Origin of the sequence: Actinomadura violacea (assembly GCF_017573465.1) — a bacterium.
GTDB classification, from domain to species: Bacteria; Actinomycetota; Actinomycetes; order Streptosporangiales; family Streptosporangiaceae; genus Spirillospora; species Spirillospora violacea.
Map to the genome: position 1 here is coordinate 58,639 of NZ_JAGEPF010000006.1, position 14,223 is coordinate 72,861.

A 14,223-nucleotide genomic window follows, 5' to 3' on the forward strand; every position below is an offset into this window, starting at 1 on the left:
CGCCGGGTCGTCCGTCAGGGGCTGGCGAGCTCGGGGCCCTTGTCGGGGTCGGCCTTGGTGATCCCGCCCGGCGGCCGCTCCAGGCGCGTCGTCGCGGTCGCGCCCGCCTTGGTGCCGGCCACGGTGCTCGCCGCCGGTTCGGCGGGAACGGGCGCCTCGCCGTCCGCCCCGCCGGGCAATGCGTCCGCCCCGCCGGGTAGGGCGTCCGCCGCGCCGGGCAGGGCGTCCGCCACGTCCGCGGGGTCGGGGACGGGCGCGGGGCGGTTGCGCTTGATCAGCTGGCCGGCCGCGTAGGTCGTCCCGTTGCCCGCCCAGACGAGGCCGGTGCCGAAGAGGGCCGCGCCCGAGACGGCGACGCCGGCGATCACGTCGAGCACGTAGTGGTTCGCGGTGATCACGACGACGACCGCGGTGACGATCGGGTGCAGCATGGCGAGCCAGCGCACGCGGTGGCGGGGGATCAGCGCCATGATGACCACGGCGACCCACACCGCCCATCCCATGTGCAGGGACGGCATGGCGGCGAACTGGTCGGCCTCGACGCCGCCGGGGCTGTGCACCGTCCCGAAGCCGGCCAGGGCGACCGAGTCGATGAACCCCGCGTCCGGCAGCAGCCGCGGCGGCATCACCGGCAGGACGAAGAAGACGACGAGCCCGGCCAGGTTGGTCAGGACGAGGGCGTTGCGCGCGGGCCGGTAGACGCCGGGGCCCGCGAGGTAGCACAGCAGCAGGATGCCCATCGTGAAGCCGGTGTGCATGTGCTGGTAGATCCAGACGGCGACCTCGGACAGGTCGTGGTGCCGCGTCAGCCAGTGGTTGGTGCGCAGCTCGATGTCGATGCCGAGGTGCTTCTCGATGCTGAGGACGTCGTGGCCGTGGGCGCGCGCCGGCCCGTACCGGGTATCGGCCAGTGACCGAATGTAACCGTAGACCTGCAGCAGGACGAAGACGATCGCCAGCTCGCCGATCAGCCACGGCCGCTTGCGGCGCGGTCGCTGGACGTCGGTGTCTCGGCCGATGCGGCGCCCCTCGGGGCGCAGGAGTAGCGCGCGGACGGCTCAGCCCTCTTTTCCCCACGACGGCCCTGCGGGACCCTGCGCGAGCCGCTCAACGGCCGACCGTACATCCCTTCCGCCCCTCGTGGCACACCGGGGTCTGGTCATTTGCCCGAGTATGTCCTTCCCCCGCCCGGTCGCATGGGGGTCCGGGGCGTACCAATGAGCGTCCCGTCGCAGGTCAAACAGGGTAATGGGGCTCCAGGGGTGGCGGTGACGGCCGTCCCGCGCGAGTCAAAACCGTATAACGATCGGTTTTCTCGCCCGCAGGCATTGACGGACAGAAACCGATCAGATTACGGTTTTCGCCAATCGACGGACCGCGTCCCGCCGCGGCGCCGTCCCGGACGTCCCGCCGGCGACGCTGGTCCCGGCCCTCCAGACGGAGAGATCATGAAGAGGTACTCCACCCGGATCGCGGCCTCGGCGGCCTGCGCCGCCGCCGCGCTGGTGCTGTCGGGCTGCGGAGGCGGCGGCTCGGCGAGCGGCGGCGCGTCCGAACTCGACATCGCCACCCTGACGGCCGCGCAGAGCCTCGACCCGGCCGACGCGATCGGCAGCGCCCTGCCGTTCTTCCAGGCGGCCTACGACACGCTGATCAAGCGGGACCCGGACGGCTCGTACAAGCCGATGCTCGCCACCGAGTGGTCCTACGACAAGGACCGCACGCACCTGTCGATGACCCTGCGCACCGGCGTGAAGTTCGACGACGGGACCGCGTTCGACGCCGCGGCCGTCAAGGCGAACATGGAGCACTTCAAGAACGGCGGCGGGGGCGGCGCCAAGTACCTGAAGTCGCTCAAGGACGTGAAGGTCGTCGACCCGGCGCACGTCGTCCTGGAGCTGTCCCAGCCCGACCCGGGCCTGGAGTTCTACCTCAGCGACGCGGCGGGCCTGATGGCGAGCCCCGCCAAGCTCAAGGACGGGAGCCTGAAGACGGCCCCGGCCGGCACCGGGCCCTACGTGCTCGACAAGGGCAAGACCGCGGTGGGCAACAAGTACGTCTTCACCCGCAGGAACGACTACTGGGGCGACAAGGCGAAGTTCAAGACCCTGACGATCAGCGTGTTCGACAACGAGACCGCCGTCGTCAACGGGCTGAAGACCGGGCAGATCGACAGCGCCGTCCTGCAGGACGCCGACCAGCAGACCGCGGTCGCCTCCGACGCGAACCTGACCAAGACGCCGTTCACCTTCGACTTCCAGGGCCTGCTGCTGTTCGACCGGGGCGGCGTCCGCACCCCCGCGCTGAAGAAGCCCGAGGTCCGCCAGGCGATCAACTACGCCCTGGACCGCGCGACGATGCTCGACAAGATCCGCCAGGGCCACGGCGAGATCACCGACCAGGTGTTCGGGACGGAGACCAAGGCTTACGACAAGAGCCTCGACACCTACTACCCGCACGACCCGGCCAAGGCCAAGAAGCTGCTCGCCGACGCCGGCTACGCGGGCGGGTTCACGCTGAAGCTGCCGCGCGTGCCGTCCATGACCGACGCGCTGGTCTCCTCGATCCAGACGGACCTCGGCGCGGTCGGCATCAAGGTCACCTGGGACCAGCTGGACGCCGGCGGCGCCGTCCAGAAGGTCTACCGCGACCGCGCCTACTCCGCGATGGTCATGAACATGGGGCAGTCGTCGATCGACTGGCTCACCGACCAGGACCTGGTGACGCCCGGCGCCTTCAACATGTTCGGGACGACCGACCCGACCGTGACCAAGCTGCTCGGGCAGGTGCAGGCCGGCGACGAGGGCCAGGCGGCCGCCGCGTCGAAGGAGCTGAACAAGCAGCTGGTCGAGCAGGCGTGGTTCGCGCCGTTCTACCGGCTGCAGTACCAGCTGGTCTCGTCCAAGGACGTCAAGGCCGTGACGCAGTCCGGCATGGCCGTCCCGTCGATCTACGACTACTCGCCCGCTGGGTCCTGACGGGCCGGACGGGGGAGCGGGAGCACGCAAGGGCATGGCGAAGCGGGGGCCGTACGAGAAGGGCCAGGCCAAGCGCAAGGAGATCCTGATGGCCGCGCTGGAGGTCTTCGCGGCGGAGGGCTACCGGGGCACCTCCCTGCGCAAGGTCGCGGACCGGTGCGGCCTCAGCCTGCCCGGCCTGATGCACTACTTCGCGTCCAAGGAGGACCTCCTCACGCAGGTCCTGCGGATGCGCGACGAGACGGCCCGGCTACGGCACCCGGACCACACCCCGGAGACGTACCGGCGGATCGTCCGCGAGGGGACGGCCACGCCCGGCCTCGTGGAGCTGTTCGTGTCGATGGCGGCGGCGGCGGGCGATCCCCGCCACCCCGCCCACGACCACTTCGCGGAGCGCTACCCGGTGATCCGCGAGCAGGTCGCCGCGTTCCTGCGGGTCCGCATGGACGAGGGCCGGATGCGCTCGGACGTCCCGCCCGACCGGCTCGCGGCGCTGTTCGTCGCGGTCGCCGACGGGATCCAGATGCAGTGGCTGGTGGATCGCTCCATGGACATGGAGCAGCCCATCGGGGACGTGATGCGGCTGCTGCGGCCCGGCGTCCCCGCGGAAGGAGAGGGCCGATGCTGAGGTTCGTCGCGCGGAGACTGGTGTCGGGGGCGGTGCTCCTGCTCGTCATCTCCCTGCTGTCCTACCTGCTGCTGTCGATCCCGGACAACGACGTCGGGCGGCAGCTGCTCGGGCAGAGCGCCGACCAGTCCGCGGTCGACGCCAGGAACGCCGCGCTCGGCCTCGACCGGCCCGTGCTCGTGCAGTACTTCGACTGGCTGGCGCACGCCGTCCGCGGCGATCTCGGCACGTCCTGGTTCACCAGCGAGGACGTCACGCAGACGATCGCGAACCGGCTGCCGGTGACGATCAGCCTGATGCTCGGCGTCACCCTCGTCACGGCCGTCGTGTCGTTCCTGCTCGGCGTGTGGGCCGGGGTGCGGCGCGGCGCCGCCGACCGGTTCGTGCAGGTGCTCGGCGTCGCCGGGTACGCGCTGCCGGGCTTCCTCGTGACGCTGATCCTGGTGCTGGTGTTCGCGGTGAAGCTCGGCTGGTTCCCGGCGATCGGCTACACGCCCATCGAGGAGTCGCCGGGCGGGTGGCTGTCCACGATCACGCTGCCGGTGGCGTCCCTGTCGGTCGCGTCCGTCGCGGGCGTCTCGCAGCAGGTGCGGGGCGCGGTGATCGACGTGCTGCGCCAGGACTACATCCGGACGCTGCGCGCCCGCGGGCTGTCCATGCCGCGGATCGTGTTCAAGCACGTGCTGCGGAACGCCTCGGCGCCCGCGCTGGTGCTGCTCGGCCTGCAGTTCATCGGGCTGCTCGGCGGCGCGGTGCTGGTCGAGCAGATCTTCGGGCTGCCCGGCATCGGCGGCATGACGGTCTCCTACACCGCCCGCGGCGACGTCCCGGTGGTGATGGCGCTGGTCATGCTCACGGTCGTCGGGGTCGTGCTGATCAACCTGCTGACCGACATCCTGATCGGCTGGCTGAACCCGAAGGCGAGAGTCTCATGAGCGAAGCGAACCGGGGGGTGTGGGGGGTCGACCCCCCACAGGGGACACGCATGAGCGAGAGCGTTCAGGGGGCGGCGGCCGCCCGCCGGCGCGGCGCGTTCCGGCGGCTGCTGCGCAACCCGCTCGGCGCCGCGTCCCTGCTGCTGCTGGCGCTGCTGGTGCTGGCCGTGGCGCTGGCGCCCGTCCTCGCGCCGCAGGGCCCGCAGACCGCCTCGCTCGGCGACGCGTTCGCCGGTGCGAGCGGCGCGCACCCCCTCGGGATGGACTCGGCGGGCCGCGACATCCTGTCCCGCATCCTGTACGGCGGGCGCAACACGCTCGGCGGCGCCGTCCTCAGCGTGGCGATCGCGCTGCTGCTCGGCGTGCCGTCCGGGCTGTTCGCCGGCTACTACGCGGGCAAGTTCGACTCGGCCGCCACCTGGGTCGCCAACCTGGTGATGGCGCTGCCGGCGATGGTGGTGCTGCTGGCCTCGCGGGCGATCCTCGGCTCGAACCCGTGGATCCTGATGATCGTCCTCGGGTTCCTCGTCGCGCCGCAGTTCTTCCGGATGGTGCGCGGCATCGTCGCGGACGTCCGCGGCGAGCCGTACGTGGACGCGGCGCGGGTGTCGGGGCTGCCGGACGTCCGGATCGTCGCCCGGCACGTCCTGATCGTGGTGCGCGGGCCCGTCATCATCCAGGTCGCGCTGGTCGCCGGGCTCGCGATCGGGCTGCAGGCCGGGCTGGAGTTCCTCGGCGTCGGCGGCGGCGCCACCGCGACGTGGGGCGCGATGCTCAACGAGGCGTTCCAGAACATCCAGCGCGCCCCGATCCTGATGCTGTGGCCGGGGCTGGCGCTCGGTGCGACCAGCGGCGCGCTCGTCCTGCTCGCCACGGCGCTGCGGGACGCGCTGGAGGACCGCGCCGGGACGCCGGCGGCGGCCCGTCCCGCCGAGCGCCGCGCCGCCGGCGAGGCCGAAGCCGGGGTCGCGGGAGGCGAGCGCGCCCAGCTGCTGTCCATCCGGGGGCTGGCGGTCGCGTACGCGCGCCCCGACGGCACCGACGCCGAGGTCGTGCACGGGATCGACCTGGACGTCCGGCCCGGGGAGATCGTCGGCCTGGTCGGGGAGTCGGGCTCCGGGAAGACGCAGACCGCGTTCTCGGTGCTGGGCATCCTCCCGGACGGCGGGCGCGTCAGCCGCGGCAGCATCATCGTCGCAGGTCAGGAGGTCGCGGGGCTGCCCGAGAAGCGGCACCGTCGGCTGCGCGGGACGACCGTCGCGTACGTCCCGCAGGAGCCGATGAGCAACCTCGACCCGGCGTTCACCATCGGCAGCCAGCTCGTCGAGCCGATGCGGCACGTCGTGGGCCTGTCCCGCAAGCAGGCCGCCGAACGCGCCCTCGAACTGCTGCGGATGGTCGAGATCCCGGAGCCGGAGCAGGTGCTGCGCCGCTTCCCGCACCAGATCTCCGGCGGCATGGCGCAGCGCGTCCTCATCGCCGGGGCGATGTCGTGCGACCCGGAGCTGCTCATCGCCGACGAGCCGACGACCGCGCTGGACGTCCGCGTCCAGGCCGACGTCCTGGACCTGCTGCGCCGCCTGCAGGCCGAGCGCGGCCTCGGCGTCCTGCTCGTCACGCACAACCTCGGCGTCGTCGCGGACCTGTGCGACCGCGTCGCGGTGATGAACGAGGGGCGGATCGTGGAGACCGGCGCCACCGACCGGGTCCTGCGCGACCCGCAGGACCCCTATACCCGCCGGCTGCTGGACGCCGTCCTGGACGACGCGCCCCCGCGCGCGCCCTGGCGGCCCGTCGAAGCGAGGAGCGAGACCGCGTGAGCACCGCATCACCGCAACACGAGGCCCTGCTGTCGCTGCGCGACGTGCACGTGTCGTTCCCCGGCAGGCGGCGGCGCGCGCGCACGGAGGTGCTGAAGGGGATCGACCTGGACGTCCGGCCCGCCGAGACGCTCGGCCTGGTCGGCGAGTCCGGCTCCGGGAAGACGACGATCGGCCGGGCGATCCTCGGCCTCGTCCCGGTCGCGTCCGGCACGGTCACGTTCGACGGGGAGCGCATCGACACCGCGACCGCGGCCCGCCGCCGCGCGCTCAGCCGCGACCTCCAGGTGATCTTCCAGGACCCGTACACGTCGCTGAACCCGTCGCTGACCATCGGCGACACGCTCGCCGAGCCGCTGATCGCGCAGGGCGGCGAGGCCCGCGCCACGCGCGCCCGCATCGCCGCGCTGCTGGACCGCGTCCGCCTGCCCGCCGACGCGGCGCACCGGCTGCCGCGCGAGTTCTCCGGCGGGCAGCGGCAGCGGATCGCGATCGCGCGCGCCCTCGCGCTGCGGCCCCGGCTGATCGTGTGCGACGAGCCGGTGTCGGCGCTCGACCTCACGACCCAGCGCACCATCCTCGACCTGCTGCTGGAGATCCAGGAGGAGACCGCCGTCGCCTACCTGTTCGTGTCGCACGACCTGTCGGTCGTGCGGACGATGAGCCACCGCGTCGCGGTGATCCATGAGGGCCGGATCGTGGAGACGGGGGAGGCCGCGCGGGTCACCGAGGCGCCCGAGCATCCGTACACGCGCACGCTGCTGCTGTCGGCGCCGGTCGCGGACGTGGCCGAGCAGCGGCGCCGCCGCGCGCGCCGCGCCGCCGCGGCGGCGGCGGAGTCCGCGCCGTCCCCGGATTGTTAGAACACGTTCTTGTCTTGCGCGGGCGGACCGGTCAGGCTGTCTCGCATGGACCTGGAAGCCCTGGAAGAGATCCGCCGGCTCAAGCACCGCTACCTGCGCTGCGTCGACCTCAAGCAGTGGGACGAGTTCGCCGGGCTGTTCACCGCGGCCGCCGTCGCCGAGTACGACACCCCCGTGCTCGGCAAGACCCTCCGCCTGGAGGGACGGGACGCGATCATCGACTACATGCGCGCCAACCTGGGCGCCGACAAGATCAGCGCGCACACCGCCGGCGCCCCGGAGATCGACATCGACGGGGACCGGGCGACCGGCGTCTGGTCGCTCGACGACACGATCATCATCCCGGAGCACCGGCTGCTCATCCGCGGCGCCGCTTTCTACCACGACGTCTACCGGCGCGGCGAGGACGGCCGGTGGCTGGTCGAGAAGACCGGGCACACCCGGACATACGAGTACATGGTGTCGCTCGACGACGTCCCGAGCCTGAAGTTCACCACCCCGGTGCCCGGCTCCCGGTGATCGGGACCCGTGCGTTGACCCGGACATAGAACGCGTTCTACCGTCCGGTCCCGATACGCGCGAGCAGCGCCCCGCGCACGCGCCGATCCCGCGTCCCCAGGAGAGCCCGGTGGCCACCGACGCAACACACCGTCCCGACGCCGCGACGCGCCCGTTCGCCGACGCCGTCGTCGAGGCCGAGCAGATCATCCGCAACGCGCCGTTCGTCAAGACCGACCAGGACCTCGCCGAGGGCCTGGACTACCTCGCCGGCAGCATCAAGGCGTCGCTGCACATGGTCGGCGCCTACCAGCACGACCACCCGTACTTCGCCTCGTCCACCGGCCCGTACACCAAGCTGGGCCTGGACAACCCGGACACGCTGTACTTCCACGCCTACATCAGGGACGACGCGGAGTACGTCGTCACCGGGCGCCGCGGCACCACCGCCGACCTCAGCTTCCAGATCATGAACGGCGACTACTCGCCGACCCAGTCGCCCGACAGCCTCACCGCGTTCGACGACCGGAAGCTGAACATCGCCGAGGACGGGACGTTCCGGCTGACGTTCGGCCCGCCGAAGGAGAACGCCGGCGACGACCACGTCGCGTTCACTCCCGGCTCGGCGATGCTGATCGTCCGCGAGGTGTTCAGCGACTGGGAGAACGAGCGGCCGGGGGAGATCCGCATCCACCGCGCCGACACGCTCGGCACGTCCCCGGAGCCCGTCCCGTCCGAGCGGATGGCGCGGCGGTACGCGGTCGCGGGGAAGATGCTGGTGTCCAGGATCAAGACGTTCCTGGCGTTCCCCGAATGGCACTACCTGCAGCTGCCGGTCAACACGATGACCGAGCCGCGGCCGACGCCGGGCGGGCTCGCGACGCAGTTCTCGTCCGTCGGGCACTACGACCTCGACGACGACGAGGTCATGGTGATCACCGCGCCCGCCGCGGACCCGTCGGTGGCGCCCTACCAGGGCTTCCAGCTCGGCAGCATGTGGTACGTCTCGCTGGACTACATCAACCACCAGACGAGCCTCACCCGCGACCAGGCGCGCGTGGACCCGGACGGCAAGATCCGCTACGTGCTGAGCGAGCGCGACCCCGGCCTCGCCAACTGGATCGAGCGGACCGGCCACCGCCGCGGCTACCTGCAGTTCCGCTGGCAGCGGCTCACCCGCGACCTCACCGCCGAGGACGGCCCCACGGTCGAGATCGTCAAGTTCGACGAGCTGCCGCGCGTGCTGCCGCACTACGAGAGCCAGCGCGTCGATGCGACCGAATGGTCGGAACGGATCGCGGCCCGGCAGGTCGCCGTCGCACGGAGGATGCTCGGCTGATGGGCTCGGAACTGCTCAAGGACAAGGTCGTCGTCGTCTCCGGGGTCGGTCCCGGCCTCGGCCGCGGCCTCGCGCTCCAGTGCGCCAAGGCGGGCGCCGACATCGTGCTCGCGGCCCGCAACGAGGAGCGGCTCGCGGAGGTCGCGAAGGAGGTCGAGGGACTCGGCCGCCGCGCCGTCACCGTCCCGACCGACATCAACGACGCCGCGGCCTGCGAACGGCTCACCGAGACGGCCCTCGCGTCGTTCGGACGGGTCGACGGGCTGGTCAACAACGCGTTCGCGACGCCGCCGCTGCGCGACCTGATGAAGGTCGACCTCGACGGGGTGCGGGCCGGGTTCGAGACGAACGTGCTGGCCGCGCTGCGGCTGACGAAGCTGTTCGTCCCGGCGCTGGAGGAGCGCGGCGGCTCCGTCGTGATGATCAACTCGGCGGTGCTGCGGCACTCGCGGCGCACCTTCGGCGCCTACAAGATGGCGAAGGCCGCGCTGCTGGCGATGACGCAGAACCTGTCGACCGAGCTCGGGCCGCGCGGCATCCGCGTCAACACGATCGCGCCCGGCTACATCTGGGCCGACAACCTGCAGTGGTACTTCAACCACCTCGCCGAGAAGCGTGGCGTCCCGATGCAGCAGGTCTACGACGAGAACGCCGCCACCACCGACCTGCGCAGGCTCCCCGAACCCGACGAGGTCGCCGACGCCGTCGTGTTCATGCTGTCGCCGCTCGCCCGCGCGGTCACCGGGCAGTGCCTGGACGTCAACTCCGGCGAGTGGCACCACTAGGAAGCGGGGAACGATGAGCGCAGGCCGCGAGAGCGTGGGGACGGTCGAGGACCTCCACGCGTCCGCGAGCAGGGTCACCGGCATGACGGAGTTCGGTGACGACGACTACCTCGGCGGGCTCACCGTCCTGCTGGACTCGCTGGCGAAGGACGCCGGGCTCACCCCGCTCGGGAACAAGGCGCAGCGCGCGATGCTGCGCGGCGCCCTCGCCGCCCGGCAGTTCTCCGAGGCCGCCTGGAAACGGCATCCCGAGCACGCGGACGTCCCGGTCGAGCGGCCGATCTTCGTCACGGGCCTGCCGCGCACCGGCACCACGGCGCTGCACCGGCTGCTCACCGCCGACCCCGCGCACCAGGGCCTCGACCTGTGGCTGGCGGAGGTCCCGCAGCCGCGGCCGCCGCGCGAGACGTGGGCGGACGACCCCGTCTTCCAGGCGATCGACGCCGGGTACCGCCGGCACCACGTCGAGAACCCGGAGTTCATGGGCGTCCACTACATCTCGGCGGACTCCGTCGAGGAGTGCTGGCAGCTGCTCCGGCAGAACATGCTGTCGATCTCGTTCGAGTGCCTGGCGCACCTGCCGACGTACTCGTCGTGGCTGGCCGAGCAGGACTGGACGCCCGCCTACGCCCGGCACCGCCGCAACCTCCAGCTCATCGGCCTGAACGACGTCGGCCGCCGCTGGGTGCTGAAGAACCCGAGCCACCTGTTCGCGCTCGACGCGCTCCTGGAGGTCTACCCGGACGCGCTGATCGTCCAGACGCACCGGACGCCGCGCACCGCGATGGCGTCCATGTGCAGCCTCGCCGCGCACGCCACCGACGGCTGGTCGGACGTCTTCACCGGCGCGACGATCGGCCGCGACCAGCTCGACCTGTGGAGCCGCGGCCTGGAGGCGTTCCGCGCCGAGCGGGCCCGGCACGACCAGGCGCAGTTCGCCGACGTGTACTACGACGACTTCGTCCGCGACCCGATCGGCACGGTCGAGGCCGTCTACGCGCACTTCGGGCTGCCGTTCACCGGCGCTGCCCGGACGGCGATGGCGGACCTGCACGGCGAGAGCACCGCCGGCGCCGCCAAGCCCGCGCACCGCTACTCGCTGGAGGACTTCGGGCTGACCGCCGCCGAGGTCGACGAGCGGTTCGCCGACTACGCGAGCGGCCTTCGGGCCTGACAGCGCGTCGCGACGGGGGGCGGGGCCGCGTGCGGCCCCGCCCCCGCTCGCGTCTCCGGGAACCTTCCGCTGATTACTACAGTTGTAGGAGCAGGTGCGGACGGTCCGCACGGCGACGGAAGGGACGCGATGGCTCTCTGGAACAGGCTCCGCGAGTCGACCCAGACGATGCAGACGCAGCTGCTCAGCAAGAAGAACGAACTGACCAGCGGGGCGTTCCGCGACGCGAGCATGGCGATGTGCGCGCTGGTCGCGGCGGCCGACGGCAGCGTCGACGCGGCCGAGCGGCAGCGCACCGCCTCGCTGATCATGGGCAACGAGGTGCTGCAGAACTTCCCGGCCGACGACCTGCAGCGCCGCTTCAACGACTACGTCGCCAAGCTCACCGCGGACTTCGACTTCGGCAAGGTCGCGGTGCTGCAGGACATCGGCAAGGTGAAGAAGAAGCCCGCCGAGGCCCGCGCCGTCATCCAGATCGGCATCGTCATCGGCGGCGCCGACGGCGACTTCGACGCTGCCGAGAAGGCCGTCGTCCGCGAGGCGTGCTTCGCCGTCGGGCTGCCGCCCGCCGAGTTCGAGCTGTAAGTCACCACACGGGCGGCAGTGCGGCCAGCGCGTGGTCGAGCTGGAGGGCGACCGCGGCCAGCGAGCCGGTGAGCAGGGCGTCGCCCAGGAACAGCAGCGGCCCCGCGACCGCGTTGCGGGCGGGCGGCGCGCCGAGCAGCGCCTCGACGCGCCGCACCACCCCAGAGTCGGCGAATCCCGGGGCCGGGCCGGGCGCCGCGGGCTGGGCGAGCGCGACCTTGGCGATCGTGCGGGCGACCAGCGCCCGGTCGCCGACCGCCTCGGCGGCGTCCTCGTCCGCCCACCGCTCCACCGCCAGCCGCAGCGCGCCGTCCAGCCGCCGCAGCGGCAGCAGCGCCGCCGCGACCGCGCCCGCCGCCAGGTACCGGTGGTGGCGGTGCCGCAGGTGCGAGCCCTCGTGCTCGAACACCACCCGAAGCTCCTCGGCCGCCAGGCCGCGCAGCAGGCCCCGCGACACGAGCACCCCGCCACCCCGTCCCGGCACGGCGACGGCCATCGGCACCCCCGTCTCCAGGACCCGGCCTGCGCCGTCCCTCGCCGCGCGCAGTTCCCGCACCCACCGGACGGCCGTCCGTCCCGCGACCGCGAGCCCCGCCGCCGACAGCAGCACCGCCGGCACCCCCACCACGTCCGGCACCGGACGGTCGTCCCCGAACAGCGCCCACTCCGGCAGGCGTGCCGCCGCCGCAGGCGCCAGTGTGGCCGCGTAGTTCACCGCGACGAAGAAGCCGGTGCCGAGCGCCGCCACCGCCGTCATGCCCGCGGTCGTCGCCAGCACCCGCGCGCACCACACCGGATGCAGCGGCAGCCGGACCCGGCCCAGCACCGCGCTCAAGGCCGCCATCAGCGCGAACGGCAGGACGGTGAACCAGGTCACTCCGCACCGCCGAGGAGCTCGCGCAGCTTCCGCTCCTCCTCGGGGGTGAGCGTCCGGACGAACCGGCTCAGCACGCTCCCCGGATCGCTGGCGTGCCGCAGCTGGTCGCGCATCCGGTCGGCGACCAGCGCCGACTCGTCCACAGCGAGCCGGTACCGGTACTGCCGGCCGTCCCGGACCCGCGTCACGATCCCCTTGCGGTACAGCCGGTAAAGGATCGTGCCGACCGTCGTGTACGCGGGCTCGCCGTCCAGCCGCGCCGTCAGCTCGGCGGTCCCGGCGTCGCCGCCGAGCCCGGCCAGCGCGGCGAGGACCTCCGCCTCCAACTGCCCCAGCGCCCGACGCGACACGTCCCTCACCCTCCGGTCGCCTCCACCCTAGTGAAGCCGGGCGCCCACGGCTCGTCCGCGATCTCCAGCGCGTTGATCAGCTGGCTGATCGTCCGGTACCAGCCCGCGAGGACGAGCAGCTCCAGCAGTTCGGCCTCGTCGTAGTGGCCGGCGAGGCGCGCCCACGTCTCCGGCGCGATCCCCGCGGACTCGTGCAGCTCGTCGACGGCCCGGACGAGCGCCGCCTCCCGCTCCGTCCAGGGCTCGGGGTCGCCGGTGACGGTCGCCTCGACCTGCCGCGCCGTCAGCCCGGCGGCCTCGCCGAACACCGCGACGTGCACGCCCCACTCGTACGAGCACCCGGCCCGTGCGCACGTCCGGTCGATGACGATCTCGCGGTCCCGCGCGGGCAGCCGCCCGTGCGCGAGCAGCCCGGCGCCGAGCACCCGCATCCGGGACGCCAGCTCCGGGTTGCGGTGCAGCGTGCGGAAGAGGACGAGCGGCTCGTGCGCCGCGCCGGGCGGCATCCACTTGCGGAGGGCCTCGCCGATCTCGGCTGCGTACGGGGGGTCGAGCGGAGCGATGCGTGCCATGACGCCTCCCTTGTGCTTCGTTATCAGAAGCATCATCACGCTTCGGAAAACGAAGCACAAGGGTCAGTGGCCGTCCTCCAGCGCCGCCGCCCACCGCTCCGACCATCGGGACAGCGGGCCGAGCGCCTCCCGCGCGTCCTGCCCGAGCGGGCTCAGCCCGTACCGCCCGTCCTCGGTCTTGAGCACGAGCCCCGCCTCTTCCAGCTCGACCAGGCGCTGCCGGAGGACGCTGGACGACATCCCGTCGCAGCGCTGCTGCAACGGCCGGAACCCGAGCGGACCCTCGTGCAGCTCCCAGACGATCCGCAGCGTCCACCGCCGCCCGAACAGGTCGAGCGCCGCCATGATCGGCCGGCCTGTCGCCGAACCCCGGACGGGTTTCCCCGGTGTCGCCATGCACCCTCCGCGCTTCGATTCCCGAAACGCTACCGCCCGGGTCAGCGGTCGGCGGGGTCCCACCAGGTGAGGTTGGCGTGGGCGGCGGCGACCGGCTCGATGATCTCCCACGCCTCGCTGATCAGCCCGCCGTCGACCCGCCAGATGTCGACGACCGCGATCTCCGGGCCGTCCGGCAGCCGCCGCCGCGTGTGCAGGACGACGTGGTCGCCGTCGGCCAGCAGATGCCGGATCTCGACCTGCATGCCGGCGAGCGGGACGAGCGCGGCCTCGACGGCGGCGAGCCATTCCGTCTTGGTGGAGGAGGTCGCGTCTGGCCGGTGGTGGACGAAGTCCTCGCCGAGCAGCGGTTCGAGTCCCTTCGTGCTGCCCGTCGTGATCAGTTCCGAGAGTGCGTGCTGAACGATGTCCTTGTTCGTCATG

Annotated in this window: 17 protein-coding genes; 11 read left to right on the top strand and 6 right to left on the bottom strand. The window is 72.4% G+C overall.

Features of this window, described 5'->3' with window-relative positions; all coding sequences use genetic code 11:
• Positions 1–14: 14 nt before the first annotated feature.
• Complete coding sequence (locus tag J4709_RS10005) at positions 15–827, bottom strand: phosphatase PAP2 family protein (protein ID WP_307801163.1); 813 nt, start codon at positions 825–827, stop codon at positions 15–17.
• Here J4709_RS10005 and J4709_RS53090 point away from each other — a divergent pair.
• From J4709_RS53090 to J4709_RS10055, 11 genes are all read left to right on the top strand, one after another.
• Positions 753–914 (top strand): hypothetical protein, encoded by a 162-nt coding sequence (locus J4709_RS53090; RefSeq protein WP_232383273.1) that lies wholly within the window; start codon positions 753–755, stop codon positions 912–914. The genes J4709_RS10005 and J4709_RS53090 overlap by 75 nt on opposite strands.
• Before the next feature lie 534 nt (positions 915–1,448).
• On the top strand, positions 1,449–2,978 hold the full coding sequence (locus J4709_RS10010; RefSeq protein WP_208239437.1) for an ABC transporter substrate-binding protein: 1,530 nt from the start codon (positions 1,449–1,451) through the stop codon (positions 2,976–2,978).
• Positions 2,979–3,012: 34 nt separating this feature from the next.
• The gene (locus J4709_RS10015) at positions 3,013–3,606 is read left to right on the top strand and encodes a TetR/AcrR family transcriptional regulator (protein WP_208239439.1); all 594 of its coding nucleotides are present in this window, start codon (positions 3,013–3,015) and stop codon (positions 3,604–3,606) included.
• Entirely contained in the window at positions 3,600–4,541 is a 942-nt protein-coding gene (locus J4709_RS10020; RefSeq protein WP_208239441.1) for an ABC transporter permease, read from the top strand. The genes J4709_RS10015 and J4709_RS10020 overlap by 7 nt, the downstream gene beginning before the upstream one ends.
• Positions 4,542–4,591: 50 nt before the next feature.
• Positions 4,592–6,361: a dipeptide/oligopeptide/nickel ABC transporter permease/ATP-binding protein gene (locus J4709_RS10025; RefSeq protein ID WP_208239443.1), complete on the top strand. Its 1,770-nt coding sequence runs from the start codon at positions 4,592–4,594 to the stop codon at positions 6,359–6,361.
• Positions 6,358–7,224 (top strand): ABC transporter ATP-binding protein, encoded by an 867-nt coding sequence (locus J4709_RS10030; protein WP_307801122.1) that lies wholly within the window; start codon positions 6,358–6,360, stop codon positions 7,222–7,224. The genes J4709_RS10025 and J4709_RS10030 overlap by 4 nt, the downstream gene beginning before the upstream one ends.
• A 45-nt stretch (positions 7,225–7,269) precedes the next feature.
• The gene (locus J4709_RS10035) at positions 7,270–7,743 is read left to right on the top strand and encodes a nuclear transport factor 2 family protein (RefSeq protein WP_208239445.1); all 474 of its coding nucleotides are present in this window, start codon (positions 7,270–7,272) and stop codon (positions 7,741–7,743) included.
• Positions 7,744–7,852: 109 nt separating this feature from the next.
• Positions 7,853–9,061: a hypothetical protein gene (locus J4709_RS10040; RefSeq protein WP_208239447.1), complete on the top strand. Its 1,209-nt coding sequence runs from the start codon at positions 7,853–7,855 to the stop codon at positions 9,059–9,061.
• On the top strand, positions 9,061–9,846 hold the full coding sequence (locus tag J4709_RS10045) for an SDR family oxidoreductase (protein ID WP_208239449.1): 786 nt from the start codon (positions 9,061–9,063) through the stop codon (positions 9,844–9,846). The genes J4709_RS10040 and J4709_RS10045 overlap by 1 nt, the downstream gene beginning before the upstream one ends.
• 13 nt (positions 9,847–9,859) lie before the next feature.
• Positions 9,860–11,020 (top strand): sulfotransferase family protein, encoded by a 1,161-nt coding sequence (locus tag J4709_RS10050; RefSeq protein WP_208239451.1) that lies wholly within the window; start codon positions 9,860–9,862, stop codon positions 11,018–11,020.
• Positions 11,021–11,149: 129 nt separating this feature from the next.
• Positions 11,150–11,605, top strand: a complete 456-nt coding sequence (locus tag J4709_RS10055) for a tellurite resistance TerB family protein (RefSeq protein WP_208239454.1) — start codon at positions 11,150–11,152, stop codon at positions 11,603–11,605.
• Position 11,606: 1 nt separating this feature from the next.
• Here J4709_RS10055 and J4709_RS10060 read toward each other — a convergent pair whose 3' ends face one another.
• The 5 genes from J4709_RS10060 to J4709_RS10080 all read right to left on the bottom strand — a co-directional run bounded on the left by J4709_RS10060 (position 11,607) and on the right by J4709_RS10080 (position 14,222).
• Positions 11,607–12,482: a M56 family metallopeptidase gene (locus J4709_RS10060; protein ID WP_208239456.1), complete on the bottom strand. Its 876-nt coding sequence runs from the start codon at positions 12,480–12,482 to the stop codon at positions 11,607–11,609.
• Entirely contained in the window at positions 12,479–12,832 is a 354-nt protein-coding gene (locus tag J4709_RS10065; RefSeq protein WP_208239459.1) for a BlaI/MecI/CopY family transcriptional regulator, read from the bottom strand. Before J4709_RS10065 ends, J4709_RS10060 begins: the two co-directional genes overlap by 4 nt.
• Before the next feature lie 5 nt (positions 12,833–12,837).
• The gene (locus J4709_RS10070; RefSeq protein ID WP_208239460.1) at positions 12,838–13,404 is read right to left on the bottom strand and encodes a carboxymuconolactone decarboxylase family protein; all 567 of its coding nucleotides are present in this window, start codon (positions 13,402–13,404) and stop codon (positions 12,838–12,840) included.
• A 63-nt stretch (positions 13,405–13,467) separates the two neighbouring features.
• Positions 13,468–13,800, bottom strand: coding sequence for a winged helix-turn-helix transcriptional regulator (locus J4709_RS10075; protein WP_208239462.1), 333 nt, complete (start codon positions 13,798–13,800; stop codon positions 13,468–13,470).
• Positions 13,801–13,841: 41 nt separating this feature from the next.
• A complete protein-coding gene (locus J4709_RS10080; RefSeq protein ID WP_208239464.1) occupies positions 13,842–14,222 on the bottom strand; it encodes a nuclear transport factor 2 family protein in 381 nt (126 codons plus the stop codon).
• Position 14,223 lies beyond the last annotated feature (1 nt).

Coding starts and splice junctions, on each gene's coding strand:
- J4709_RS10010 (WP_208239437.1), top strand. CDS start 1,449: ATGAAGAGGTACTCCACCCGGATCGCGGCCTCGGCGGCCTGCGCCGCC.
- J4709_RS10015 (WP_208239439.1), top strand. CDS start 3,013: ATGGCGAAGCGGGGGCCGTACGAGAAGGGCCAGGCCAAGCGCAAGGAG.
- J4709_RS10020 (WP_208239441.1), top strand. CDS start 3,600: ATGCTGAGGTTCGTCGCGCGGAGACTGGTGTCGGGGGCGGTGCTCCTG.
- J4709_RS10025 (WP_208239443.1), top strand. CDS start 4,592: ATGAGCGAGAGCGTTCAGGGGGCGGCGGCCGCCCGCCGGCGCGGCGCG.
- J4709_RS10035 (WP_208239445.1), top strand. CDS start 7,270: ATGGACCTGGAAGCCCTGGAAGAGATCCGCCGGCTCAAGCACCGCTAC.
- J4709_RS10045 (WP_208239449.1), top strand. CDS start 9,061: ATGGGCTCGGAACTGCTCAAGGACAAGGTCGTCGTCGTCTCCGGGGTC.
- J4709_RS10050 (WP_208239451.1), top strand. CDS start 9,860: ATGAGCGCAGGCCGCGAGAGCGTGGGGACGGTCGAGGACCTCCACGCG.
- J4709_RS10055 (WP_208239454.1), top strand. CDS start 11,150: ATGGCTCTCTGGAACAGGCTCCGCGAGTCGACCCAGACGATGCAGACG.
- J4709_RS10070 (WP_208239460.1), bottom strand. CDS start 13,404: ATGGCACGCATCGCTCCGCTCGACCCCCCGTACGCAGCCGAGATCGGC.
- J4709_RS10075 (WP_208239462.1), bottom strand. CDS start 13,800: ATGGCGACACCGGGGAAACCCGTCCGGGGTTCGGCGACAGGCCGGCCG.
- J4709_RS10080 (WP_208239464.1), bottom strand. CDS start 14,222: ATGACGAACAAGGACATCGTTCAGCACGCACTCTCGGAACTGATCACG.